At 60.2% G+C, this 23,183-nt stretch carries 21 protein-coding genes and 1 tRNA gene; 16 read left to right on the top strand and 6 right to left on the bottom strand.

Annotated features, from left to right (window positions below; all coding sequences use genetic code 11):
* The first annotated feature begins 43 nt into the window (after window positions 1–43).
* From GOX88_RS17300 to GOX88_RS17280, 5 genes are read left to right on the top strand one after another with little or no spacing between them, the layout of a single operon-like run.
* Window positions 44–1,003 (top strand): cupin, encoded by a 960-nt coding sequence (locus tag GOX88_RS17300; protein ID WP_170404599.1) that lies wholly within the window; start codon window positions 44–46, stop codon window positions 1,001–1,003.
* Window positions 1,000–1,602: a class I SAM-dependent DNA methyltransferase gene (locus GOX88_RS17295; RefSeq protein WP_170404597.1), complete on the top strand. Its 603-nt coding sequence runs from the start codon at window positions 1,000–1,002 to the stop codon at window positions 1,600–1,602. Before GOX88_RS17300 ends, GOX88_RS17295 begins: the two co-directional genes overlap by 4 nt.
* 10 nt (window positions 1,603–1,612) lie before the next feature.
* Window positions 1,613–2,737, top strand: a complete 1,125-nt coding sequence (locus GOX88_RS17290; RefSeq protein WP_170404594.1) for a cobalamin-independent methionine synthase II family protein — start codon at window positions 1,613–1,615, stop codon at window positions 2,735–2,737.
* Window positions 2,734–3,429 carry an alpha/beta fold hydrolase gene (locus tag GOX88_RS17285; protein ID WP_170404591.1) on the top strand — a complete coding sequence of 232 codons (696 nt, stop codon included), beginning with the start codon at window positions 2,734–2,736 and terminating at the stop codon, window positions 3,427–3,429. The genes GOX88_RS17290 and GOX88_RS17285 overlap by 4 nt, the downstream gene beginning before the upstream one ends.
* Window positions 3,426–4,121, top strand: a complete 696-nt coding sequence (locus GOX88_RS17280; RefSeq protein WP_170404588.1) for an RraA family protein — start codon at window positions 3,426–3,428, stop codon at window positions 4,119–4,121. Before GOX88_RS17285 ends, GOX88_RS17280 begins: the two co-directional genes overlap by 4 nt.
* A gap of 51 nt (window positions 4,122–4,172) precedes the next feature.
* On the opposite strand, the gene GOX88_RS17275 is transcribed toward GOX88_RS17280, so the two are convergent.
* Window positions 4,173–4,439, bottom strand: a complete 267-nt coding sequence (locus GOX88_RS17275; protein WP_170404586.1) for a hypothetical protein — start codon at window positions 4,437–4,439, stop codon at window positions 4,173–4,175.
* Window positions 4,440–4,812: 373 nt separating this feature from the next.
* Window positions 4,813–4,899, bottom strand: a tRNA-Leu gene (locus tag GOX88_RS17270).
* 199 nt (window positions 4,900–5,098) lie between these two features.
* On the opposite strand from GOX88_RS17270, the gene GOX88_RS17265 reads away from it, so the two are divergent.
* Window positions 5,099–6,082: a complex I NDUFA9 subunit family protein gene (locus GOX88_RS17265; protein ID WP_170404583.1), complete on the top strand. Its 984-nt coding sequence runs from the start codon at window positions 5,099–5,101 to the stop codon at window positions 6,080–6,082.
* Here the strand turns inward: GOX88_RS17265 and GOX88_RS17260 are convergent, their stop codons facing one another.
* Complete coding sequence (locus GOX88_RS17260) at window positions 6,083–6,886, bottom strand: undecaprenyl-diphosphate phosphatase (RefSeq protein WP_170404580.1); 804 nt, start codon at window positions 6,884–6,886, stop codon at window positions 6,083–6,085.
* Window positions 6,887–7,115: 229 nt separating this feature from the next.
* Here GOX88_RS17260 and GOX88_RS17255 point away from each other — a divergent pair, with 229 nt between their 5' ends.
* The 8 genes from GOX88_RS17255 to GOX88_RS17220 all read left to right on the top strand — a co-directional run bounded on the left by GOX88_RS17255 (window position 7,116) and on the right by GOX88_RS17220 (window position 19,327).
* Complete coding sequence (locus GOX88_RS17255; protein ID WP_170404577.1) at window positions 7,116–8,549, top strand: NAD(P)-dependent oxidoreductase; 1,434 nt, start codon at window positions 7,116–7,118, stop codon at window positions 8,547–8,549.
* 28 nt (window positions 8,550–8,577) lie between these two features.
* Complete coding sequence (locus tag GOX88_RS17250) at window positions 8,578–9,015, top strand: GFA family protein (protein WP_170404574.1); 438 nt, start codon at window positions 8,578–8,580, stop codon at window positions 9,013–9,015.
* Window positions 9,012–13,544 (top strand): glutamate synthase large subunit, encoded by a 4,533-nt coding sequence (gene gltB, locus GOX88_RS17245; protein WP_170404571.1) that lies wholly within the window; start codon window positions 9,012–9,014, stop codon window positions 13,542–13,544. Before GOX88_RS17250 ends, gltB begins: the two co-directional genes overlap by 4 nt.
* Window positions 13,545–13,729: 185 nt before the next feature.
* Window positions 13,730–14,644: a Hint domain-containing protein gene (locus GOX88_RS17240; protein WP_170404568.1), complete on the top strand. Its 915-nt coding sequence runs from the start codon at window positions 13,730–13,732 to the stop codon at window positions 14,642–14,644.
* A gap of 39 nt (window positions 14,645–14,683) precedes the next feature.
* The gene (gene mtgA, locus GOX88_RS17235) at window positions 14,684–15,418 is read left to right on the top strand and encodes a monofunctional biosynthetic peptidoglycan transglycosylase (protein WP_170404565.1); all 735 of its coding nucleotides are present in this window, start codon (window positions 14,684–14,686) and stop codon (window positions 15,416–15,418) included.
* 58 nt (window positions 15,419–15,476) lie between these two features.
* Window positions 15,477–16,142, top strand: coding sequence for an FtsZ-binding protein FzlA (fzlA, locus tag GOX88_RS17230; protein WP_170404562.1), 666 nt, complete (start codon window positions 15,477–15,479; stop codon window positions 16,140–16,142).
* 71 nt (window positions 16,143–16,213) lie between these two features.
* The gene (queG, locus tag GOX88_RS17225; RefSeq protein WP_170404557.1) at window positions 16,214–17,251 is read left to right on the top strand and encodes a tRNA epoxyqueuosine(34) reductase QueG; all 1,038 of its coding nucleotides are present in this window, start codon (window positions 16,214–16,216) and stop codon (window positions 17,249–17,251) included.
* Between the two features lie 72 nt (window positions 17,252–17,323).
* Window positions 17,324–19,327 (top strand): hydantoinase/oxoprolinase family protein, encoded by a 2,004-nt coding sequence (locus GOX88_RS17220; RefSeq protein ID WP_170404554.1) that lies wholly within the window; start codon window positions 17,324–17,326, stop codon window positions 19,325–19,327.
* Between the two features lie 20 nt (window positions 19,328–19,347).
* On the opposite strand, the gene msrA is transcribed toward GOX88_RS17220, so the two are convergent.
* Window positions 19,348–19,857, bottom strand: a complete 510-nt coding sequence (gene msrA / locus GOX88_RS17215; protein WP_170404551.1) for a peptide-methionine (S)-S-oxide reductase MsrA — start codon at window positions 19,855–19,857, stop codon at window positions 19,348–19,350.
* Window positions 19,854–20,303, bottom strand: coding sequence for a peptide-methionine (R)-S-oxide reductase MsrB (gene msrB / locus GOX88_RS17210; RefSeq protein WP_170404548.1), 450 nt, complete (start codon window positions 20,301–20,303; stop codon window positions 19,854–19,856). Before msrB ends, msrA begins: the two co-directional genes overlap by 4 nt.
* A 142-nt stretch (window positions 20,304–20,445) precedes the next feature.
* Here msrB and GOX88_RS17205 point away from each other — a divergent pair, with 142 nt between their 5' ends.
* Window positions 20,446–20,967 carry a glutathione peroxidase gene (locus tag GOX88_RS17205; protein WP_170404545.1) on the top strand — a complete coding sequence of 174 codons (522 nt, stop codon included), beginning with the start codon at window positions 20,446–20,448 and terminating at the stop codon, window positions 20,965–20,967.
* Here the strand turns inward: GOX88_RS17205 and GOX88_RS17200 are convergent.
* Window positions 20,943–21,830 carry a DMT family transporter gene (locus GOX88_RS17200; RefSeq protein WP_170404542.1) on the bottom strand — a complete coding sequence of 296 codons (888 nt, stop codon included), beginning with the start codon at window positions 21,828–21,830 and terminating at the stop codon, window positions 20,943–20,945. The genes GOX88_RS17205 and GOX88_RS17200 overlap by 25 nt on opposite strands.
* Before the next feature lie 193 nt (window positions 21,831–22,023).
* Between GOX88_RS17200 and GOX88_RS17195 the strand changes: the two genes are divergently transcribed.
* A partial coding sequence (locus GOX88_RS17195; protein WP_170405136.1) for a BCCT family transporter occupies window positions 22,024–23,183 on the top strand: 1,160 nt, incomplete at its 3' end.

The following is a 23,183-nucleotide window of genomic DNA, read 5'->3' as shown; positions in this document are numbered from 1 at the left end:
GCTGACCACCCTGTTGCAACACCAAACCCGTTAGGAGACTAAAATGAGCACCATCCAAGAACGCATCGTCCGCTATGGCGAGCTGCAACCCTGCAAAACTGCCTTTATCGACGCCCACACCCCGGGCAGCGACCAAAAAGAGAACTTCACCATCGTCGGTGGTGGCGTCTCGGAATCCCCCGATCAGCACGTCCACATCACCGACAAGATCGGCTTCAATATCGGCGCGGCGGGGCAACCTCCGAAATGCCGAAACTCGCTGCACAGCCACACCACGGCCGAGGTCTTCTTTGTCGCCAAAGGCCGTTGGCGGTTCTTCTGGGGCCGTTATGGCACCGCAGGAGAGTTCATTGCCGAAGAAGGTGATATCTTCAACATCCCGACCGGCATCTTCCGCGGGTTCGAGAATGTGGGCGACGACTACGGCATGATCATGTCGATGCTGGGCGGCGACGATGCCGGTGGCGGCGTGACATGGGCACCGCAGGTGATCGAAGACGCGCAGGCGCATGGCCTGATGTTGGGCGACAACGGCGTGCTGTATGACAGCAAAAAAGGTCAGGAACTGCCACACAACGTGCGCCCGATGCCTCTGCTGACCGAGGAAGAGCTGAAAGCCTATCCCGAGGTGCCCGTCGATGCCGTGATCGGCAAATACGTGGCGCGGTATTGGGACCTGATGGCGCTGGCGGCGGACAAACCCGCGCTGGTGATCGGTGAGACCGGTATCATCAAGGATAAACCGGGTTTCGAGGTTGATTTCCTGACCCGCGGCTCGGCCGTCAACGATCCGGTCAAAGCCGAAAGGCCTGTGGTTCTGATGCCGGCAAGTGGCCATTGGCGCATTACCGTGAATGGCTATTCCACCACCTTGTCCAACGGCGATACTGCGGTTGTCATGCCCGGCGAAACCTACACAATCGCGGCGTCCATGACCGGGCAGGCGGGCCTGTACCGTATCACGGCCACCGACGATCCTGCCGGTGCGACCTGGGCCGGATGACCGTCGATCCGGACGATACCCATGCCGTCTACGAACGGCAGGCCAGGGCCTATGACGCGCAACGCTCGAAGGCCCTGTTCGAAGCGCGCTGGCTGGCGCGCTTCACCGCCAGCCTGAAACCTGGCGATCACGTGCTGGATCTGGGTTGCGGAACTGGTGAGCCCATCGCCCGCTGGTTCAAGGCCGAAGGGTTCACCGTCACCGGCGTCGATTTTTCCGAAGCCATGCTTGAGATCGCCCGCGACCGCTGGCCCGATGGCGATTGGTTGCAGGCAGACATGCGGGATTTCGAACTGGATCAGAGATTTGATGGCATTATCGCCTGGAACAGCTTTTTCCACCTGACGGCTGACGAACAGACAGGCTGTATCGCCCGCATGGCGCGCCATCTGCGCCCCGGTGGGATGCTGATGCTGACCGTCGGCCCCAGCGCCGGTGAGGAGCAGGGAACGGTCGGAGGAGAGCCGGTCTATCACGCCTCCCTCTCGCCCGCCGCCTATGCCACCTGCCTTGAGGAAAACGGGATGATCCTGACCGGATTTTTGGCCAAGGATCCCGAGACCCAAAGCCATACTGTGCTGATGGCACGCAAGATTTAACGGAGGTTCCATGACCGTAAAGACAACACATGTCGGGTCGCTGCCACGCTCGCAAGAGGTGGTGGATTTCATCTTTGCCCGTGAACGGGAAGAACCTTTCGACCAGGCCGCTTTCGATGCGAGCATGGCGAATGCCGTGTCCGAGACCGTGCGCAAACAGGTTGAGGCCGGGGTGGATATCGTCAGCGATGGCGAAACCTCGAAGATATCCTACGCTACTTATGTCAAGGATCGCTATACCGGGTTTTCGGGCGACAGCCCGCGCAATGCCCCGGCTGATCTGAAGATGTTTCCCGGTTTCCTGCAACGGCTGGCCGATGACGGTGGCACGCCGCAATATGCTCGCCCGCAATGCACCGGCGAGGTCCGCTCGAAAGGGCAGGGCGAGTTGGAGAAGGACATCGCCAACCTCAAGGCTGCGATGGCGCAGCACGGTGCCGAACGCGGGTTCATGAATGCCGCATCCCCGGGCGTCATCTCGTTGTTCCTGCAAAACGATTTCTACCCCACGCGCGAGGCGTATCTGCCCGCGCTGGCGGATGCGATGAAGGACGAATATGAAACCATCGTGGCTGCCGGGCTGGATTTGCAACTGGATTGCCCTGACCTTGCGCTCTCGCGCCACATGCTGTTCACCGATCTGTCCGACGAGGAATTCGTCAAGATCGCCGACATGCATGTCGAGGCCCTGAACCACGCGCTGCAGAACGTGCCGCAGGATCGTGTGCGCGTGCATATCTGCTGGGGCAATTACGAAGGCCCGCATTGCTGCGACATCGCCATGGACAAGGTGTTCACGACCCTGATGAACACAAAATCCCGTTATGTGCTGTTCGAAACCTCGAACCCGCGGCACGCGCATGAATGGACCGTGTTCCGCGACCGCAAGGCCGAGATTCCGGACGACAAGGTTCTGGTGCCCGGTGTTGTCGACACCACGACGAATTTTGTCGAACACCCCGAACTGGTCGCGCAGCGCATCACGCGTTTCACCGATATCGTCGGCGCTGAGCGTGTGATTGCGGGCAGTGACTGCGGTTTCGGCACATTTGCGGGCTTTGGCGCGGTCGATCCCGATATCGCCTATGCCAAGCTGACCGCGCTGTCCGATGGCGCGAGGTTGGCCTCGGCATGACGCCGCTGGTTCTTTTGCCCGGCATGATGTGCGATGCGCGGCTGTATCAGCCGCAAATTGCCGCCTTGTCCGGGTCAAGACCCTTGCTGACCTTCCCGCTGGCGACACAGGATAGCGTGCAGGCGATGGCCGAAGATATCTTGGCCAACGCGCCGCCGGTCTTTGCGCTGGCAGGGCTGTCGATGGGCGGTATCGTAGCGATGGAGGTTGTGCGGCAAGCCCCCGACCGGGTTGAACGGCTGGCCCTGCTGGACACTAATCCTCTGGTCGAAAAGCCCGAGGTCAAGGAGCGGCGCGGCCCGCAGATGGAAGCCATCCGCGATGGCAAACTGCGGCAGGTGATGCGGGACGAGATGAAGCCCAATTATCTGGCCGACGGACCCAATCAGGGCGCCATTCTGGACCTGTGTATGGCGATGGCCGAAGATCTGGGCCCCGACGTGTTCCTGCGCCAGTCCCGCGCGCTGATGGATCGCCCCGATCAGACTGAAACACTGAAAGCTTATCCCGGCGCATCGCTGGTTCTGTGCGGCCGCTATGACGGCTTGTGCCCGGTCGAGCGGCACCAGCTCATGTACGACCTGCTGCCCAACAGCAGGTTTGAAGTCATCGAACAGGCCGGGCACCTGCCCACTCTGGAACAACCCAACGATACCACAGCGGCCCTGATCCGCTGGCTGGAGGCCAAATGACACCGTCCCTTCTGACACTGTTGCGCAAGGTCGATACACCCACCGTCTGCAACGCCATCGAGGTGGCGCAGGGCAAGCGCGGGTTCGACGCGTTCACCCGCGGCACGATGCTGTGCTCGGCCCCGTCCGAGCCCGCGATCTTGGGCTATGCCCGCACCGCCAAGATTGCTGCGGTGCAGCCGCCGTCTGAGGCGTCAGAGGTCATCCGGGAACGCCGCATGGCCTATTACAAATACATGGCCGAAGGGCCTGCGCCCTCGGTCGCGGTGATCGAGGATGTCGATTATCCAAACTGCATCGGCGCCTATTGGGGCGAGATCAACACCACCGTTCACAAAGGCTTTGGCATGTCGGGCGCCCTGACCAACGGCGTCATGCGCGACCTCGGCGATCTGCCCGAAGGCTTTCCGGTGGTTGCCGGTTCGGTCGGACCCAGCCATGGCTTCGTCCATGTGCGTGAGATTGATACGCCGGTGTCGGTTTTTGGACTGACGGTGAATCCGGGTGATCTGATCCACGCCGACAGGCATGGTGCGCTTGTGGTTCCAGAGGACGTTGTCAATCAGCTTGAGGCCGCGATCCAGAAACTGCTGAGCACGGAACGCATCGTCTTGGATGCCGCCACCCAGCCGGGGTTTGATTTTCAGGCGTTTCAATCGGCCTGGGAAAAGTTCGAAAAATCTCGGGTTTGAAACGGTCCCCGGTCACGCAATAATGCGGGGAGCAGGAAGGTCAGGCGCTGCCTACTTGCGCCCGGCCGGAAGATCGTCGCGTTTTTCTTCCAAAACGGTTTGGAACAGCGCGGTCAGTTCGGATTTTTTTACCGGGTGAACCCTGCGGGCTTCTGCCGAAGCGTTGTCCATGTCCTCAGAAACAGCGCCCTGCACCGACTTGGCCGCTTTGAAGCGATTGAGAAATGATCTGATATGCATAGCCGCTTTCCTCCAAAATTCCGGTCTTAAAAACTTGCCGCTGCGGACCTGATCCGAACCCGCTGGTTTCGGGCTCAAGGATCGATGATCCGTGAGTGGCGATCCGCAGCGACAGGGGGCATTTACGCACCGTGTTTTTTCGAACAAGGGGGAAGAAATCGTCCTTTTGCGTCATTTTTTAACCGTTCAGTCAAAAAATGATTTCAAACCTTACCTTTAGGTAAAGGTGTTAAAGGAGGAGTTTACGTTCCGCGACGCTACGTCACTTTTGGAACGGCCGTTGCAACTGTCCGCGCGGGCCTTTTTGGCCAAATGGGTCCGGTCGGATTCGCAAGGCTGGGCATTTCGCCTGACAAGGTGGCATTGCGATCAACGAAACTGAGAAAGACTCCCGCAGACACAGGTGATTTCCGCATATGCGGATTGGTCTTTTTTTATATTTTCGGGGATTTGGTGCCCAGGAGAGGACTCGAACCTCCACGTCCATACGGACACTAGCACCTGAAGCTAGCGCGTCTACCAATTCCGCCACCTGGGCAGGTGTCGTGGAGCGGCGTTTAAGCCTACTGGCGGGGGGCGTCAACAGGATTCGGAAAGTTTTTTGAAAGTTTTTTGACCCATGCCTCAAACGGTCCGAAATCTGCCGGTTTTTTCCCGGACGCGCGGCGTTATTGCGCCTTGTTTGCCGGGGCTTTGGGCGGTAGATCGGTTCAAGACCTATCAGCAGGAGCCCTCGCATGTCCAAACTGGTCACGATTTATGGCGGATCGGGATTTGTCGGTCGTTATATCGCACGTCGCCTGGCAAACGAAGGATGGCGCGTGCGGGTCGCGGTGCGCCGCCCGAACGAGGCGATGTTCGTCAAACCCTATGGTGTGGTTGGTCAGGTCGAGCCCATCCTGTGCAACATTCGCGATGATGCCTCGGTGGCTGCGGTCATGCACGGTGCCGATGCGGTGGTGAACTGCGTCGGAGTGCTGAACGAGCTGGGCAAGAACGAATTCGATGCCGTGCAGGCCGAAGGGGCCGCACGGATCGCGCGGATCGCTGCTGAACAGGGCGTTGCGCGGATGGTCCATATCTCGGCCATCGGGGCGGATGCCGAGTCCAACAGCGAGTATTCCCGCACCAAGGCGCGGGGTGAGGCCGGTGTGCTGGCGCATATGCCGAACGCGGTGATCCTGCGCCCGTCGGTTATTTTCGGGACTGAGGACCAGTTCTTTAACCGTTTCGCGGGCATGACCCGCATGGGGCCGTTCCTGCCTCTGGTCGGTGCGGATACCAAGTTCCAGCCGGTCTATGTGGATGACGTGGCCAAAGCCGCAGTACAGGGTGTTCTGGGTCAGGCTGAGGCCGGTATCTATGAGTTGGGCGGGCCCGAGGTAAAATCCTTCCGCGCTCTGATGCAGCAGATGCTGGGGGTGATCCACCGTCGCCGTGTCATCATCGGCGTGCCGTTCTTTGCGGCCAGGATCATGGCGGGCGTGCTGGATATCGCGAAATTCGTCAGCTTTCAGCTGTTCCCGAACCACATTCTGACCCGCGATCAGCTGAAGAATCTGCGCCGCGACAATGTGGTGTCCGAGGGCGCCAAGGGCTTTGATGATCTGGGAATCGAACCGGCCACTCTGGAATCGGTTCTGCCGGATTACCTGTGGAAGTTCCGCCCCGCCGGTCAGTATGACGACATCCAGAACTCGGCCGGTAATCTGCGGATCTGATCAGCTGTAGGCAATCACCAGCAGGATCGCGCCCAGGATCACGCGATAGATGACATAGGGCGTGAAGCTGACGCTGCGCAGCAGACGCATCATCAGGGTCAGCGCCAGCAGGGCCGAGATAAAGGCGAAAAAGGCGGCGATCGCGCCGTCTTTGGCCAGCTGCGCATCCGCCTCGCGGATCACCTCTGCCGACAGCAACACGCCCGAGGCCAGGATCGTCGGGATAGACATCAGCATCGCGATCCGTGCGCCGTCTTCGCGGCTGTACCCAAGCTGCCGCGCACCGGTGATGGTGATGCCCGACCGCGAGGTGCCGGGAATCAGCGCCAGAACCTGCCACAACCCCATGATCATGGCATCGCGCAAGCCCCAGTCGCTTGCCTGCTTGGTCTGCGGGCCTTTCTGATCCATCCAATACAGCACCAGCCCGAAACCCAGCATGGCCCAGCCGATCACCGCCATCGAACGCAAGGATTGGCTGAGCCCGGTTTTGAACAGGATGGTACCGACGATGACGGTGGGAATCGTGGCGATGATCAGGCCCATCGCCAATCGGGCCTGCGGAGTATCGACCCGCCCCGTCAGGGCGCGCGGCAAACCGGCTACGGCTTGTTTTACGTCCGACCAGAAATACAGGATCACGGCACCCAAGGTGCCTACATGTACGGCAACGTCAATCGCCAGCCCCTGATCGTCCAAGCCGGTCAGGCTGGGCAACAGGATCAGATGGCCCGAAGAAGATACTGGCAAAAATTCGGTGATACCCTGAATAATTGCCGCGAGAATCAGTTGAAAAAAACTCATTTACCTGCCGTGCCGCCGTCACGTGTTCTTTGCGCGCAATGGGTATAAGTGTGGTGCCGAAAAGGAAAGCGCGTAAATAGGTCCGAATCGGTACTAAAAAACCGAATATTTTCCGGGAACTTCGGTTTTCAGCTCAGAATTTTTCAATTTAGGTCAGCATAATTGACTTTTCATCCGGGTCGGTATCTCTTAAAGAAGCCCGACCAAGCCAATTCATGGAGTCTGACCCGTGGCCAAGCAACCGATGCTGAAATTTGTGCAGATCGACCGCGTCATGCCGGAAAAGCGTGCCGCCGATGTGCGCAAGGAAGACTTTGACGAGATTTATGCTGAGTTCGCGTCGGCCAAGGCAAAAGAGCAGGCCAGCCGCTGCAGCCAATGTGGTGTGCCTTACTGTCAGTCGCACTGCCCGTTGCACAACAACATCCCCGACTGGCTGCGCCTCACAGCAACCGGTCGTCTGGAAGAGGCTTACGCGACCAGCCAGGCAACCAATACCTTCCCCGAGATTTGCGGCCGCATCTGCCCGCAGGACCGACTGTGTGAAGGCAACTGTGTGATCGAACAATCCGGCCACGGCACCGTCACCATTGGCACCATCGAGAAATACATCACCGACACCGCCTGGGACAAAGGCTGGGTGAAACCGGTCGCTCCGGGTTCTGAGCGCAGCGAAAGCGTCGGCATCATCGGCGGTGGCCCCGGCGGTCTGGCCGCGGCGGACATGCTGCGTCGGGCGGGCATTCAGGTCACAGTTTATGACCGCTATGACCGTGCTGGTGGTCTGCTGATGTACGGTATTCCGGGCTTCAAGCTGGAAAAAGACATCGTTCAGCGCCGCAATGACCTGCTGGCCGATGGCGGGGTTGAATTCGTCCTGAACTGCGACGTGGACGCTGCCAAGTTCGAAGAAATCCGCGCCAAGCATGATGCGGTGATCATTGCGACCGGCGTTTACAAGTCGCGCGACCTGTCCATGCCGGGCAGCGGACTGAATGGCATTGAAAAGGCGATCGACTTCCTGACCGCCTCGAACCGCAAGAGTTTTGGCGACGCCGTCGAGGATTTCGACAATGGCCGCTTGAACGCTGACGGCAAGAAGGTTGTCGTGATCGGCGGTGGTGACACCGCGATGGACTGCGTGCGGACCTCGATCCGTCAGGGTGCGACCTCGGTCAAATGCCTGTATCGCCGTGACCGCGCCAACATGCCGGGTTCGCAACGTGAGACTCAGAATGCCGAGGAAGAAGGCGTGGTGTTCGAATGGCTCAGCGCGCCCAAGGGCTTTACCGGCGATGACAAGGTTGCGGGCGTGATAGTGCAGAAGATGCGTCTGGGTCAGCCCGATGCCTCGGGCCGTCAGGCACCCGAAGTCATCGAAGGCGCAGATTACGTCGAAGAGGCCGATCTGGTGATCAAGGCGCTGGGTTTCGAGCCCGAAGACCTGCCGACCCTGTTCGGTCAGCCCGACCTGCCCGTGACCCGTTGGGGCACCGTCAAGGCCGCGTTCCAGACCGGTGAGACCGAGATGGACGGTGTCTATGCCATCGGTGACATCGTGCGCGGTGCCTCGCTGGTGGTCTGGGCGATCCGTGACGGCCGTGACTGCGCCGATGCGATCATCGACCGGTTCAATGCCAAGGCTGCTGTCGCAGCCGAGTAACCCAACGCCCAGCGACAGGAGGGTTCGAATGCCCGAATTGCAAGGCCAATGCATGTGTGGCGCGGTCACCGTGACCGCCACCCCGGCGCGCGACGCGCTGGGCGCCTGCCATTGCGATCAGTGCCGCCGCTGGACCAGCTCGATGCTGGTGACGTTTCAGGCCGAACCGGGATATGCGGCGCTGGGACCAGTAAAGGTCTTTGCGTCTTCCGATTGGGCGGAACGCGCCTTTTGCTCGGATTGCGGATCGGCGCTGTGGTACCGGATCACCCTGCCCGGCGAGATGCACGGGCAAACACAAATGGCAGCGGGACTGTTCGAGAATGGCGCAGGCCACCCGCTGAAACTTGAACTTTATATCGACAAAAAGCCCGACGGGTACGCGTTCGAAGGCGAACGGCGGCAGATGACCAAAGCCGAGGTCGAAGCCATGTATGCCCCATCGGAAGAAGGAGACAGCCAATGACCAAATATGATGCCGATTGGGTGCGGGCCGAAGAAGCCAAACGCCAGTGGATGGCGGAAAACGGTCTCTATTCCGAGGAAGAAGAGCATTCTTCCTGCGGTGTGGGCCTTGTTGTTTCCGTTGACGGCAAGCCGTCGCGCAAGGTTGTGGATGCCGGGATCGATGCGCTCAAGGCGATCTGGCACCGTGGCGCTGTGGATGCCGATGGCAAGACCGGCGACGGCGCGGGTATTCATGTGCAGATCCCGGTCCCCTTCTTCTATGACCAGATCCGCCGCACCGGCCACGAGCCCAACATGGATGAGCTGATCGCCGTGGGTCAGGTCTTCTTGCCCCGCACCGATTTTGGCGCGCAGGAAAGCTGCCGGACCATCGTGGAAACCGAAGTTCTGCGCATGGGCTATTACATCTATGGCTGGCGCCATGTGCCGGTCGATGTCACCTGCCTGGGCGAAAAGGCCAACGCGACCCGCCCCGAGATCGAGCAGATCCTGATCTCGAACTCGAAAGGTGTGGATGAAGAAACGTTCGAGCGTGAGCTGTACGTCATCCGTCGCCGCATCGAAAAGGCCGCTAATGCTGCGGGAATTTCGGGTTTGTATCTGGCGTCGCTGTCCTGCCGCTCGATCATCTACAAGGGCATGATGCTGGCCGAGCAGGTCGCCGTCTTCTACCCTGATCTGATGGACGAACGCTTTGAATCAGCCTTCGCGATCTATCACCAGCGTTATTCGACCAACACCTTCCCGCAATGGTGGCTGGCGCAGCCGTTCCGCATGTTGGCCCACAATGGTGAGATCAACACGCTGAAAGGCAACATCAACTGGATGAAGAGCCATGAGATCCGCATGGCGTCCTCGACCTTTGGCGACTATGCCGATGACATCAAGCCGATCATCGCCGGTGGTTCGTCGGATTCGGCCGCATTGGACTCGGTTTTCGAGGTTCTGGTGCGTGCGGGCCGATCGGCCCCCATGGCGAAAACCATGCTGGTGCCGGAAAGCTGGTCCAAGCAGGCGGTGGAACTGCCGCAGGCGTGGCGTGACATGTACTCCTACTGCAACTCGGTGATGGAGCCGTGGGACGGTCCCGCCGCGCTGGCAATGACCGATGGCCGTTGGGTTTGCGCCGGTCTGGACCGGAACGGCCTGCGCCCGATGCGCTATGTGGTGACGGGCGATGGTCTGGTCATCGCGGGGTCTGAGGCTGGCATGGTGCCGATCGACGAGGCATCCGTGACCGAAAAAGGCGCGCTGGGGCCGGGTCAGATGCTGGCCGTGGACATGAAGCGCGGCAAGCTCTACCGCGACACCCAGATCAAGGACAAGTTGGCGCGCGCGCTGCCCTTTGGTGAGTGGGTCGGCAAGATCAACGATCTGGACGACACGCTGGGCGAATTGGTCGAGACGCCGATCTTCTCGGGCGAAGAGCTGCGCAAGCGTCAGATCGCGGCGGGCTATTCGATTGAGGAACTGGAACAGATCCTCGCCCCCATGGCCGAGGACGGCAAGGAATCGATTGCCTCGATGGGCGACGATACCCCGTCGGCGGTCCTGTCCAAGCAATACCGCCCGCTGAGCCATTTCTTCCGTCAGAACTTCAGCCAGGTGACCAACCCGCCGATCGACAGCTTGCGCGAATACCGCGTGATGTCGCTGAAAACGCGGTTCGGCAACCTCAAAAACGTGCTGGACGAAGACAGCAGCCAGACCGAGATCATCGTGCTGGAAAGCCCCTTTGTCGGCAATGCCCAATGGGACAAGCTGGCCGAGAACTTCAATTCGCCGCTGGCCGAGATCGATTGTAGCTTTGAGCCCGGCCGGGGCGCGCTGAGCGCCGCTTTGGCCCGTGTTAGAGCCGAAGCAGAAGAGGCCGTGCGCTCGGGCGCGGGGCATCTGGTGCTGTCCGACATGAACTCGGACGAAGGTCGCGTGGCAATGCCGATGATTCTGGCGACCAGCGCGGTGCATTCGCATCTGACCCGCCAGGGGCTGCGGACCTTCTGCTCGCTGAACGTACGCTCGGCCGAATGTGTTGACCCGCATTACTTTGCCGTGCTGATCGGCTGTGGTGCCACCGTTGTGAACGCCTATCTGGCCGAAGATTCGCTGGCCGACCGCATTGATCGCGGCCTGCTGGAGGGCACGCTGACGGAAAACGTGGCTCGTTTTCGCGAGGCCATTGACCAGGGTCTGTTGAAGATCATGGCCAAGATGGGCATCTCGGTGATCTCGTCTTATCGCGGCGGTCTGAACTTTGAGGCCGTGGGCCTCAGCCGTGCCATGGTGGCCGAGTATTTCCCGGGCATGACCAGCCGGATTTCCGGTATCGGTGTCACCGGTATTCAGACCAAGGCCGAGGAAATCCACGCCAAGGCCTGGACCAACGGTCTGGACGTGCTGCCCATCGGTGGTTTCTACAAGGCGCGCAAATCGGGCGAGACCCATGCATGGGAAGCGACCTCGATGCACATGATGCAGATGGCCTGTAACCGCGCGTCCTATGAGCTGTGGAAGCAGTACTCGGCCAAGATGCAGTCGAACCCGCCGATCCACCTGCGCGACCTGATGGATTTCAAACCACTGGGCAAACCGGTGCCGATTGAAGAGGTCGAGTCGATCACCTCGATCCGCAAGCGTTTTGTCACCCCGGGCATGTCGCTAGGCGCGCTGTCGCCCGAGGCGCACAAGACGCTGAACGTGGCGATGAACCGGATCGGTGCCAAGTCCGACTCGGGTGAGGGTGGTGAAGATCCAGCCCATTTCGTGCCGGAGCCCAATGGCGACAACCCGTCGGCCAAGATCAAGCAGGTGGCGAGCGGTAGATTCGGTGTGACCGCCGAATACCTGAACCAGTGTGAAGAGCTGGAGATCAAGGTGGCCCAGGGTGCAAAACCCGGTGAGGGTGGTCAGCTGCCGGGCATGAAGGTCACCGACCTGATTGCGCGCCTGCGTCACTCGACCAAGGGTGTGACGCTGATCTCGCCACCGCCGCACCACGACATCTACTCGATCGAGGATCTGGCGCAGCTGATCTATGACCTGAAACAGATCAACCCGCGCTGCAAGGTGACGGTGAAGCTTGTGGCGTCCTCGGGCGTTGGCACGATTGCTGCCGGTGTGGCCAAGGCGAAAGCCGATATCATCCTGATTTCGGGTCACAATGGCGGTACGGGTGCCTCGCCCGCGACCTCGATCAAATATGCCGGTCTGCCGTGGGAGATGGGCCTGACCGAGGCGCATCAGGTTCTGGCGATGAACAATCTGCGCGACCGTGTGACCCTGCGGACCGATGGTGGCCTGCGCACCGGTCGTGACATTGTCATGGCCGCGATGATGGGGGCCGAGGAATATGGCATCGGTACTGCCGCGCTGATCGCGATGGGCTGTATCATGGTGCGCCAGTGCCAGTCGAACACCTGCCCGGTTGGCGTGTGTACGCAGGACGAAGACCTGCGCGCCAAGTTCTCCGGCAGCGCGGACAAGGTCGTCAACCTGATCACCTTCTACGCGCAGGAAGTGCGTGAGCTGCTGGCCAGCCTGGGTGCACGCTCGATCGACGAAATCATCGGTCGTGCCGATCTGCTGGCACAGGTCAGTCGTGGGTCCGCACATCTGGACGATCTGGACCTGAACCCGCTGCTGATCACCGTCGATGGCGCGCAGGACATCGTCTATAACCGCGACAAGGATCGCAATGTGGTGCCGGATACTTTGGATGCCGAGATTGTCCGCGATGCGGCGCGGTTCCTGAAGGATGGTGAAAAGATGCAGCTGTCCTACGCGGTGCAGAACACGCACCGGACCGTGGGTACCCGTGTTTCCAGCCATATCGTGCAGAATTTCGGGATGCGGAACACGTTCCAGTCCGACCACCTGCATGTGAAGCTGCAAGGTTCCGCCGGTCAGTCGCTGGGCGCCTTTGCCGCGCCGGGTCTGAAACTGGAAGTGTCCGGTGACGCCAATGACTATGTCGGCAAAGGTCTGTCGGGCGGCATGATCGTCGTGCGCCCGCCGCAGGTCAGCCCGCTGAAGGCGGATGACAACACCATCATCGGCAACACTGTTCTGTACGGCGCCACCGATGGCTACCTGTTCGCCGCCGGCCGCGCTGGTGAGCGGTTCGCGGTCCGGAACTCGGGCGCCGCGGTGGTGATCGAGGGCTGTGGCTCGAACGGGTGCGAATACATGACCGGTGGTGTGGCTGTGATTCTGGGCGATATCGGTGCCAATTTCGGTGCGGGTATGACGGGCGGTATGGCCTATCTGTATGACCCCGAAGGCAAGGCCGAAAAGCTGATGAACATGGAAACGCTGGTGACCTGCCCGGTGACCGTCGATCATTGGGAAGAGCAGCTGAAATCGATGATCGAAACCCATCAGGCCGAAACCTTCAGCCGCAAGGCCGCAGACATTCTGCAGCACTGGGATGTTGAAAAAGCCAACTTCCTGCAGGTCTGCCCGAAAGAGATGCTGAACAAGCTCAGCCATCCTCTGACCAAAGAAGCCGAAGCGGTTCCAGCTGAATAAACGGCCAACAAAGTCCTGAACGTAGAAACCCGCGTGTCACCAGAAACACGCGGGTTTTTCGATTTCGGACAATTTAACCAAGATTATTGCGTTTTTGCGCCGTTCGCGCCTAGCTATGGACACAGTTTCTTCGGGATTTGCAGGGACACTGCTGTCCAACGTGACGAGTAGGCAGGAGCAGACACATGCCAACGACCTATACAGACCAGTTCTTTGACATGGACCCTGCGAACCCGCCCGCAGCGGGAACAACGCTGACGGTGCAGGTCTATGATCTGGTGGATCAGAATGACGATGGCGATATCGATCGGTTCAACAACGACACCGTCAACGGTGTGGATGTTACCCGGTCATGGCCGGGGGACACGGTGACGATCAACGTACCCGGTCAGGGGAATGTCATCTATGTCGGCACGACATTTTATCTTGCGGATGGAACGCGGGTTTTTACTCCGACTGATGGCAAGGTGTTGCAAGAAGGCACATTGGTTTCGACTACTTTCGTTACCACGCAGGGGCCGCTGGACGTAGATTCCCTTGGCCCACCCTGTTTCACGCCCGGCACCATGATCGAAACGCCCGAGGGGCCGCGTCGGGTCGAAGACCTGCAGCCAGGGGACATGATCACCACCGTCGATCACGGTGCGCAGCCTTTGCTGTGGGTGGGCAAAACCCGGGTTGAGGCGCGGGGCAAACTGGCACCGATCCGGTTCGAGGCCGGGATTTTTGGCCTGGATCGTCCTCTGATGGTATCGCCGCAGCACCGGATGTTGGTCGCGGATTGGCGCGCGCCTTACCACTTTGGCCATTCCGAGGTTCTGATCGCCGCGCATTGTCTGGTCAACGACGACACGGTGACTCGCGTCGAAAGCGATGAGATCGAATACATCCACCTGCTGTTTTCGCGGCATGAGATCGTCATCGCAAATGGGGCGAAAAGCGAAAGCTATTATCCGGGGCACGCGGTGACCCAGGCGGATCGTGACACACAGGCGGAAGTGCTGCGCCTGTTTCCGGAGCTGCGGGACCGAAATCCGGTGATGCCGGAAACCGCGCGCCCGGTCGTCCGCCCGCGCGAGGCGCGCGCGCTGGCGATATAAACCGTTTCAAACCCAAGCGCCGCATCGTATAGCAAGGGCATGGCAAGAAAAGCAGCGCGCAAGTCGAGCAGTAAGAAAAGCAAGGCGTCAAAGGCAAAGAAACCAACCACATTGCGGGTTCGCCGTTGGGTGACTCGGGCTGTGGTGGGGGTGATTGTCTTTGTGGTCGGGCTGGTGGTGCTTTATTCGGTGGTGAACCCGCCGGTGACCCATACGATCTGGTCCGAATGGCGCCGGCTGGGCAAGGTCGAGCGCGATTGGGTGCCGATCGAGGAGATATCACCCGTCATGGCCCGTTCGGTCGTGGCGGCCGAAGATGCCAATTTCTGTCTGCATTGGGGCTTTGACGTCGAAGCGATCCGCGAGGCGCTGGAAAACGGCGGTACGCGCGGGGCGTCGACCATCACGCAGCAGGTGGTGAAGAACGTGTTCCTGTGGCAGGGCCGCAGCTGGGTGCGCAAGGCGCTGGAAACCTCGATCACGCCGGTTGTCGAGATTTTCTGGAGCAAGCAGCGCATTCTTGAGGTCTACCTGAACGTTGCCGAAACCGGGCAGGGCGTGTTCGGGGTCGAGGCCGCTGCTCAACGCAATTTCAACGTATCGGCATCCCGGCTGAGCCCGGTGCAGGCCGCGCGGATCGCGGCGATCCTGCCCTCGCCCCGCAACCGGTCGGTCACCGACCCCTCTGTGCGCACACGCCGACGGGCTGCGTCAATCCTGGACGGGGCGGCCACCATCCGCGCAGATGGTCGCGCGGACTGTTTCGAGGATTGAAAACCAACGCCCCTCAAGGCTAAAGCTGAAGGGTATTCACTGGTTCGATTGGAAGCCCATGGCGCGTCTGTTTCACGTTCCCCTGTCCCCATATTGCCGCAAGGTCCGCCTGTCCCTGGCGGAAAAGAAGATCGAGGTTGAGCTGGTCGAGGAACGATACTGGGAGAAAGACCCGGATTTTCTGCGCCGCAACCCCGCCGGCAAAGTGCCGGTTCTGCGTCTGGACGGGCGTGTGATGTCGGAAAGTGCCGCCATTTGCGAATATATCGAAGAAACCCGCCCGGAGCCCCCTTTGATGCCCAAAACGCCCGAGGCCCGGTATGAGGTGCGGCGTCTGGTGGGGTGGTTTGATGACAAGTTTCATCATGAGGTGACCTCGAAACTGCTGTATGAGCGGGTGAACAAGAAAGTCACCGGTGAGGGCTATCCAGACAGCAAGAATGTCAAGGAAGGTGCTCGGGCGATCAAGTATCACCTGGATTACATGGCCTGGCTGCTGGATCACCGGCGCTGGCTGGCGGGCGATCAGATGACCTTGGCGGATTTCGCAGCCGCGGCGCATCTGTCAGCACTGGACTATATCTCGGATGTGGATTGGAATCGGTCTCAGGCGGTCAAGGACTGGTACGCCAAGATCAAGTCGAGGCCGGCGTTTCGATCGATTCTGGCGGATCAGGTGCCGGGGTTCCGGCCGCCGCTGCACTACGCTGATCTGGATTTCTGATAGGGTAGTGGGGGGCTGTCTGCCCCCCATCGCGCTTGTGCGCGATTCCCCCCGAGGATATTTGTAGCCAGATGAAGAGCGGATCGGGTTTAAAAGACAAGCTGGTGGCGCAGGCGCTGAGCGAAGGGTTTGTGTCCTGTCGTGTGTGTCGGCCTTGGGACGTGCCTGAAGTTCCGGCCCGGTTAGGGGCGTTTCTGCAGGCCGGATATCACGGTCAGATGGGCTGGATGGCCGAGCGGACCCATTGGCGTGGTGATCCGGCAGCACTGTGGCCCGAAGCACGGTCGGTGATCATGCTGGCCGAGAGCTATGCGCCGGACCATGACCCGACCGAGGTGCTGGATCATCCGGACAAGGCGGCGATCTCAGTCTATGCGCAGAACAAGGATTACCATGATCTGGTCAAGAAACGGCTGAAACGGCTGGCACGGTGGCTGATTGCCGAGGGCGGTGGCGAAGTGAAGGTCTTTGTCGATACCGCTCCGGTGCCGGAAAAGGCATTGGGCTATGCTGCCGGGCTGGGCTGGCAGGGCAAACACACCAATCTGGTCAGTCGGGATTGGGGTAACTGGGCCTTTATAGGGTCTGTTTTTACCACTTTGGATCTTCCTGTGGACCCAGCTGAGATAGACCACTGCGGATCGTGCCGGTCCTGCCTGGATGCCTGTCCGACAAATGCTTTTCCGGCCCCCTACCAGTTGGATGCAACGCGCTGCATTTCCTATCTGACCATCGAACACAAAGGCCCGGTGGACGAAGAGTTGCGCGGCAAGCTCGGCAACCGGATTTATGGTTGCGACGATTGTCTGGCCGCTTGTCCGTGGAACAAGTTTGCGGTTGCGGCCAGCGATATGCGTTATGCCGCCCGGGACGATCTGAAGGCACCTGCACTGGCAGATCTGGCGGTGCTGGATGATGCAGCGTTTCGCGCGAAATTTTCCGGATCGCCAATCAAGCGCATCGGGCGGGATCGGTTTGTGCGCAATGTGCTCTATGCCATCGGAAACTCGGGAAGGGTCGAACTCAGGCCCGTCGCGCAGGGTTTGACGGATGATCCCGACCCCACCGTTGCCGACGCCGCGCGCTGGGCGGTGCAACGATTGCCATAAGTGCCGCAAACAGGCTGGACGTGTCGGTCCAAACCACTAAACCCATCCGTAGCGAACAGGAAGGAGAACCCGATGGCGTTGGCTTTGGGGGTGGATACGGGCGGAACCTATACCGACGCGGTGCTGATCCGGGATGAGCGTGAGGTAATCGCCTCGGCCAAGTCCCTGACCACGCGGGCCGATCTGGCGATTGGCGTGGGTAAGGCGATTCAGGCGGTTCTGGACGCGGCGCAGGTGGCGCCGGAGCAGATATCCATGGCGTCGCTGTCGACCACATTGGCGACAAATGCTCTGGTCGAGGGGCAGGGCGGGCGCGTTGCGCTGATCTATATCGGGTTCAAGGACGGCGATCTGGACAAGCACGGGTTGCGGGACGCGTTGAAAGGTGATCCGGCGCTGGTGGTTGGGGGTGGTCATACCCATGCCGGGGGCGAGGCTGCGCCGTTGGATGTGGCGGCGCTTGAGGCGTTTTTGGACTCTCACAAAGGCGTCTCGGGTTTTGCTATTGCTGCCCAATTCGCCACACGGAACCCGGCGCATGAGCTGGAGGCGGCTCGGATCATTGCGGAAAAGACCGGTGCGCCAGTGACCTGTTCGCATCACCTGTCGGCCAAGTTGAACGGTCCGAAACGGGCGGTGACTGCAGTGCTGAATGCCCGGCTGATCGGGATGATCGACCGGTTAATCGGGCGGGCGCAGGACCGGTTGCTGGAACTGGGCATCACCGCGCCAATGATGGTGGTGCGCGGGGACGGCGCCCTGATGAGCGCGGAACAGGCGCGTGAGCGGCCGATTGAAACCATCCTCAGCGGCCCGGCGGCGTCGATTGTCGGGGCCAGTTGGCTGACGGGAACCGAGAACGCTCTTGTGTCGGATATCGGCGGCACGACCACCGATGTGGCGCTGATCCGCGACGGCAAACCTGCGATTGATCCGGCAGGGGCGCAGGTCGGCAGGTTCCGCACCATGGTCGAGGCGGTTGCAATGCGCACCCATGGTCTTGGCGGCGACAGCCAGGTGCATGTGATGACCGAAGGCTTGGGCGGCGGCGTGTTTCTGGGGCCGCGGCGGGTGCTGCCCGTCTCGCTGATCGCGTCCGAAGCGCCCGAGGCCGTTCATACCGTGTTGGATACGCAACTGCGGGCAACAACGGTGGGTGAGCATGACACCCGTTTCGCACGCCGCGTTCCCGGCATTCACGCCGAGGGGTTGGGCGCCCGGGAAGAGGATCTGCTGGAGCGGCTGGGTGACAAGGTCCTGCCGCTCAGCGAACTGCTGCGGACCCGGATGGAAAACGGGGCTCTGGCGCGGCTGGTGGATCGTGGGATCGTACAGGTCTCGGGCGTGACGCCATCGGATGCCAGCCATGTTCTGGGCCGGCTGGATGCCTGGGATGCGGATGCCGCCAACAAGGCGCTGGAACTGATCGCGCGCAAACGGATTGGCACCGGTGACAGGCTGGCCAAGACGCCCGAAGAGCTGGCACAGATCATTGTGGATCAGTTGACCGAACAGACAATATTGACCTTGTTAGAGACTGCTTTTTCAGAAGAGGCCGAAGCGTTTGGTGTGCCTTCCGCCGAATTGGCGCGGCATGTTCTGACGCAAAAGGGCCTGTCCAGGCATCGCGGTTTGTTGGCGCTGGATACGATGTTGAACGTCGATGTAGTGGGCCTTGGGGCGTCGGCACCCAGCTATTACCCTGCGGTGGGCGAGCGTCTGCGCTGTCGTATGATCCTGCCGGAACATGCGGGTGTGGCCAATGCCATCGGTGCCGTGGTGGGCCGCCTGACCCTGCGCAGAATGGGAACGGTCACATCTCCGTCCGAGGGCCGGTTCCGGGTCCATCTTGAAGACGGTCCGCAGGATTTCAACGAATCCGACGCGGCGCTGGACCTGCTGGAATCGGTACTGCGGTCCGAGGCCGAGGGCGCCGTGCGTCAGGCCGGGGCCGAGGATATCCGGATCGTGATCGACCGGGATATCCGAACCGCCCGGATCGAGGCGCAGGACGTGTTTGTCGAAGCCACAATCACCGTCGAGGCCAGCGGCCGCCCGAGGGTGGCGACAGGGTAGCCCCGGCAGGGGCTGTCCCGTTATTCAGCCGCGTTGCGTTTGGGCAGAACCCAATCGGGGCGCGGGAAGTGGCAGGTATAGCCGTTCGGGATACGCTCGAGGTAATCCTGATGCTCGGGCTCGGCCTCCCAGAAATCGCCGACGGGTTCGACCTCGGTCACCACCTTGCCGGGCCAGATACCACTGGCATTCACATCGGCAATTGTGTCCTCAGCCATCTGTTTCTGCGCATCATCCACGTAATAGATGGCCGAGCGGTAGCTCATGCCGCGGTCATTGCCCTGACGGTTCAATGTCGTGGGATCGTGGATTTGAAAGAAGAACTCCAGCAGATCGCGATAGGTGATCTGCGATGGGTCGAAGAATATCTCGATCCCTTCGGCATGGGTGCCGTGATTGCGATAGGTGGCGTTGGGCACGTCACCGCCGGTATAGCCGACGCGGGTGTCCGACACGCCGGGCAGTTTGCGGATCAGGTCCTGCATCCCCCAGAAACAGCCCCCGGCCAGTACGGCGCGTTCATCGGTCATTGGATATCCTCCACATGGATCAGGTATTCGCCATAGCCTTCGGCCTCCATCTCGTCACGATGGATGAACCGAAGCGCGGCAGAGTTGATGCAATAGCGCAGCCCGCCCTGTTCGCGCGGGCCATCCGGAAAGACATGCCCCAGATGGCTGTCGCCGTGTTTCGAGCGGACCTCGGTGCGGATCATACCATGGGTGGCGTCGTGAAACTCCTCCACATGCTCATGGATGATCGGTTTGGTGAAACTGGGCCAGCCGCAGCCGGATTCGTATTTGTGGGTCGAGGCAAACAGCGGCTCGCCCGAGACGATGTCCACATAAATCCCCGGTTCCTTATTGCTCAGGTATTTTCCGGTGCCCGGACGCTCGGTCCCACTGCGCTGGGTGACGTGGAACTCTTCGGGGGACAGGGCGGCGATGGCCTCGGGGTCTTTGGTATAACGGGTCATGGCTCCTCCGGTCATTTTTCTTGTGGCATAATCTGGGGGCAGGGGCGGGGAAATCAAAGCCCTATTTCAGCGGCCTCGCGCGTTCGTGCGGGTGATCTGCGACCGGGTTTGATACGTAATATAAGCAAAGGGAGGCCAAATCATGCTCAGAATGTTTGTTTTGACGGTCCTGATCCTGCTCGGTCGCGCGGTGCAGGCGGCTCCGTTGTCGGGGGAGTTCGCGTCGATCGATGGCGGAACCTTGTCGATCGAGGGCTGGAGGGGTCAGCCGGTTCTGGTGGTGAATACCGCCTCGCACTGTGGCTTCACCGGGCAATATACGGCTCTGCAAAAGGTGTATGAGGCCTATTCGGATCAGGGCCTTGTGGTTCTGGCGGTGCCATCGGATTCGTTCAACCAGGAACTGAGCTCGGCCGATGAGGTCAAGGAATTCTGCGAGATGAACTATGGCCTGACCCTGCCGATGACGGATATCACCCCGGTGAAAGGTGCGAATGCGCATCCGTTTTATAAGGCGGTCGCGGCACAGACCGGGTTTGAGCCCCGGTGGAACTTCAACAAAATCCTGCTGGATCCCAATGGCGAGGTTGTTGCCACCTATGGCGCGAACACAAAACCGGATGCGCCCAAGTTGCTGCGTCAGGTTGAGGCCTTGCTGCCCTGAACAGGTTGCCGCGCCAGTTGAACCGCCAGAATACCGAGTGTCGTGATCCCGACCCCTACCGCATCCAGCGGGCCCAGTTTTTCACCCAACAGGATGGCGGCGATGGTGACGCCGAAAACGGGATTGAGGAAATGGAAGGTCGCCGCGCGGGTGGCGCCAATCCGGTCCAGCAGCAGCACCCAGATCAGTGTGGCCAGCAAGCCGGGGAACAGGGTCGTGTAGGTGAAGGCCAGCGCCAGCGGAACGGTTGGGTGGATGTAGATTGTTTCGAACAGCGGAGCCGCGACAAACAGAACGGCAGAGCCCACCAGCATCTGCAATCCGACCACCATCATGAAATTGCCGCCCGAAGTGGCTCCGCGAATGGACAGCGTGGCAAAGGTCAGCGCCAGGGCACCCACGCAGCACAGGGTCACGCCGAACATGTCAACGCCGCCACCGATCCGCGTACTCATGATCAGAGCCACACCGGCAAAGCCCGCAAACAAGCCCAGCACCGCTAGCGGACGCAGCTTTTCGCCCAAAAACAACCAGCCCGCCAAAGCCACCAGCAACGGCATGGTCGAGGCGATGATGGCGGCAAGCGACGCCTCAACCGTTTGCATCGCATAAAAGTTCAGACCCAAATAAAGGGCATTTTGGCAGATTCCGAACAAGATCGTCGCCCGCCACTGGGGGCGTGTCAGGTTCCAGCTTTGACCCATGGCGCGTGCAATGGCCACGCCAATCAGCCCTGAAATCAGAAACCGAACAGCCAGCGAAAACAACGGAGACGCATCCGCGACGATGATCCGGGCCGAGGTAAAGGCCGAGGACCAGATGAACGCAAATGTCAGCCCCATGGCAATGGCGCGAAGGTCCATTCCGCTCCCCTCTCAGCAATTTCGCGCACTGTTTATCAATTTCGCATTCACCGCAAGGCGGGTCGCTTTTTGCGTCAAAAAAGGCACATCCGACTCACAGCATTAACCGATTGGTCGTTTTTATTGATTGACTCGCCAATAAAAGATAACAGCATCCGCATCCGAAAAATAATGGGAGGTGTGTTAAGTGTTGTTGGAGTACATCCTGTCGTTCGGCGTCCTGCTGGCTTTGGGCCTGGTCGCTTTCTTCGTGGTGAAGTGGTGGAACCTGCGCTGTGTTGGCGTAACCCCCGTCCATCTGTTCACTTTTATTGCGATCCTTTTCACATCCGGTCTGGATGTCGGCCTGATCATGTTCCCTTTGACCGAGTTCGGCGGTTATGCCGAAGATCCCGCCTATGCCTTCGCCAATCCGCTGGCAATCGAGTTCGGCTTCTGGGGTTTCCTGATCTGGGCGTTCTACTTCCTGACAGCGTTCTATTTCTGCGTGATCGAGCCGCGGGTGAAGTTCTTTGAAATCCCCTTGGTCAAGCTGGTCAACAACGTGGTCATCATCGGCACCTGCGCCTTTACCGCCAGCCTGTTCCTGATCTACCTGCCGGGTTACCTGCCCGAAGTTGGCGACGGTGAGTCAGTGGTCGGTACGTTCTATATCATCGTGTTCGTCGTGATTCTGGCTGCTGCCTATTCGTCGACCGACCTGAAATACGTGCGCATCCTGTCGGTGGGTTCGACCTTCCTGTTCCTGGCCCTGATCCTTGGCATGTGGGCGGCGGCCGGTATGGGTGTCACCGGGTTCCTGGAAACCGGCGGCAACATCGGCGCCTATTTCACGAACATCCACAAATTTGTCCTGCCGCTGACCGACTATCACGCCTTCTACCTGTTCTGGTGGTTCGCATGGTCGATCATGATCGGCCAGTTCACCTCGCGCTTTGTCGGTGGTCTGACCACATGGCAGCTGCTGGCGGCACTGCTGATCTTCCCGTCGATCCCGCTGGGCATCTGGTTTACCGTTCTCTACTACTACCACCTGAACGGCATCGACACCGCAGGTATCACCAACATCGCGATGGTGATTGTGGGCGTGACCTTCGTGATCAACTCGCTGGACTCGCTGATCCGCCTGTACACCGACAACCTGAACATGACGGTCGAGCGTCTGGGCAAACTGGTCTATGTCGGCGGCAACGTCGCGCTGCTGTTCGTCCTGACCCTGCTGTTCCAGAGCCAGTGGCTGCAGATTCAATGGATCGGCGCCGTGGTTGTCGGCCTGTACCTGGCCTGCGTTGTCTATGTCCTGATCGCCAAGCGCAAAGAGGTGCTGAGCATCGACGCGATGCCGGAAGACCG

The organism is Ruegeria arenilitoris (genome assembly GCF_013030985.1).
GTDB classification, from domain to species: domain Bacteria; phylum Pseudomonadota; class Alphaproteobacteria; order Rhodobacterales; family Rhodobacteraceae; genus Ruegeria; species Ruegeria arenilitoris_B.
This window is presented reverse-complemented; position numbering and strand designations above follow the sequence as displayed.

Bases quoted from the DNA above. Each gene is read 5' to 3' on its own strand.
- GOX88_RS17280 (WP_170404588.1), top strand. From the start codon at position 3,426: ATGACACCGTCCCTTCTGACACTGTTGCGCAAGGTCGATACACCCACC.
- GOX88_RS17290 (WP_170404594.1), top strand. From the start codon at position 1,613: ATGACCGTAAAGACAACACATGTCGGGTCGCTGCCACGCTCGCAAGAG.
- GOX88_RS17265 (WP_170404583.1), top strand. From the start codon at position 5,099: ATGTCCAAACTGGTCACGATTTATGGCGGATCGGGATTTGTCGGTCGT.
- GOX88_RS17240 (WP_170404568.1), top strand. From the start codon at position 13,730: ATGCCAACGACCTATACAGACCAGTTCTTTGACATGGACCCTGCGAAC.
- gltB (WP_170404571.1), top strand. From the start codon at position 9,012: ATGACCAAATATGATGCCGATTGGGTGCGGGCCGAAGAAGCCAAACGC.
- GOX88_RS17200 (WP_170404542.1), bottom strand. From the start codon at position 21,830: ATGGACCTTCGCGCCATTGCCATGGGGCTGACATTTGCGTTCATCTGG.
- mtgA (WP_170404565.1), top strand. From the start codon at position 14,684: ATGGCAAGAAAAGCAGCGCGCAAGTCGAGCAGTAAGAAAAGCAAGGCG.
- GOX88_RS17285 (WP_170404591.1), top strand. From the start codon at position 2,734: ATGACGCCGCTGGTTCTTTTGCCCGGCATGATGTGCGATGCGCGGCTG.
- GOX88_RS17205 (WP_170404545.1), top strand. From the start codon at position 20,446: ATGCTCAGAATGTTTGTTTTGACGGTCCTGATCCTGCTCGGTCGCGCG.
- GOX88_RS17220 (WP_170404554.1), top strand. From the start codon at position 17,324: ATGGCGTTGGCTTTGGGGGTGGATACGGGCGGAACCTATACCGACGCG.
- msrB (WP_170404548.1), bottom strand. From the start codon at position 20,303: ATGACCCGTTATACCAAAGACCCCGAGGCCATCGCCGCCCTGTCCCCC.
- GOX88_RS17250 (WP_170404574.1), top strand. From the start codon at position 8,578: ATGCCCGAATTGCAAGGCCAATGCATGTGTGGCGCGGTCACCGTGACC.
- queG (WP_170404557.1), top strand. From the start codon at position 16,214: ATGAAGAGCGGATCGGGTTTAAAAGACAAGCTGGTGGCGCAGGCGCTG.
- GOX88_RS17300 (WP_170404599.1), top strand. From the start codon at position 44: ATGAGCACCATCCAAGAACGCATCGTCCGCTATGGCGAGCTGCAACCC.
- msrA (WP_170404551.1), bottom strand. From the start codon at position 19,857: ATGACCGATGAACGCGCCGTACTGGCCGGGGGCTGTTTCTGGGGGATG.
- fzlA (WP_170404562.1), top strand. From the start codon at position 15,477: ATGGCGCGTCTGTTTCACGTTCCCCTGTCCCCATATTGCCGCAAGGTC.
- GOX88_RS17295 (WP_170404597.1), top strand. From the start codon at position 1,000: ATGACCGTCGATCCGGACGATACCCATGCCGTCTACGAACGGCAGGCC.
- GOX88_RS17260 (WP_170404580.1), bottom strand. From the start codon at position 6,886: ATGAGTTTTTTTCAACTGATTCTCGCGGCAATTATTCAGGGTATCACC.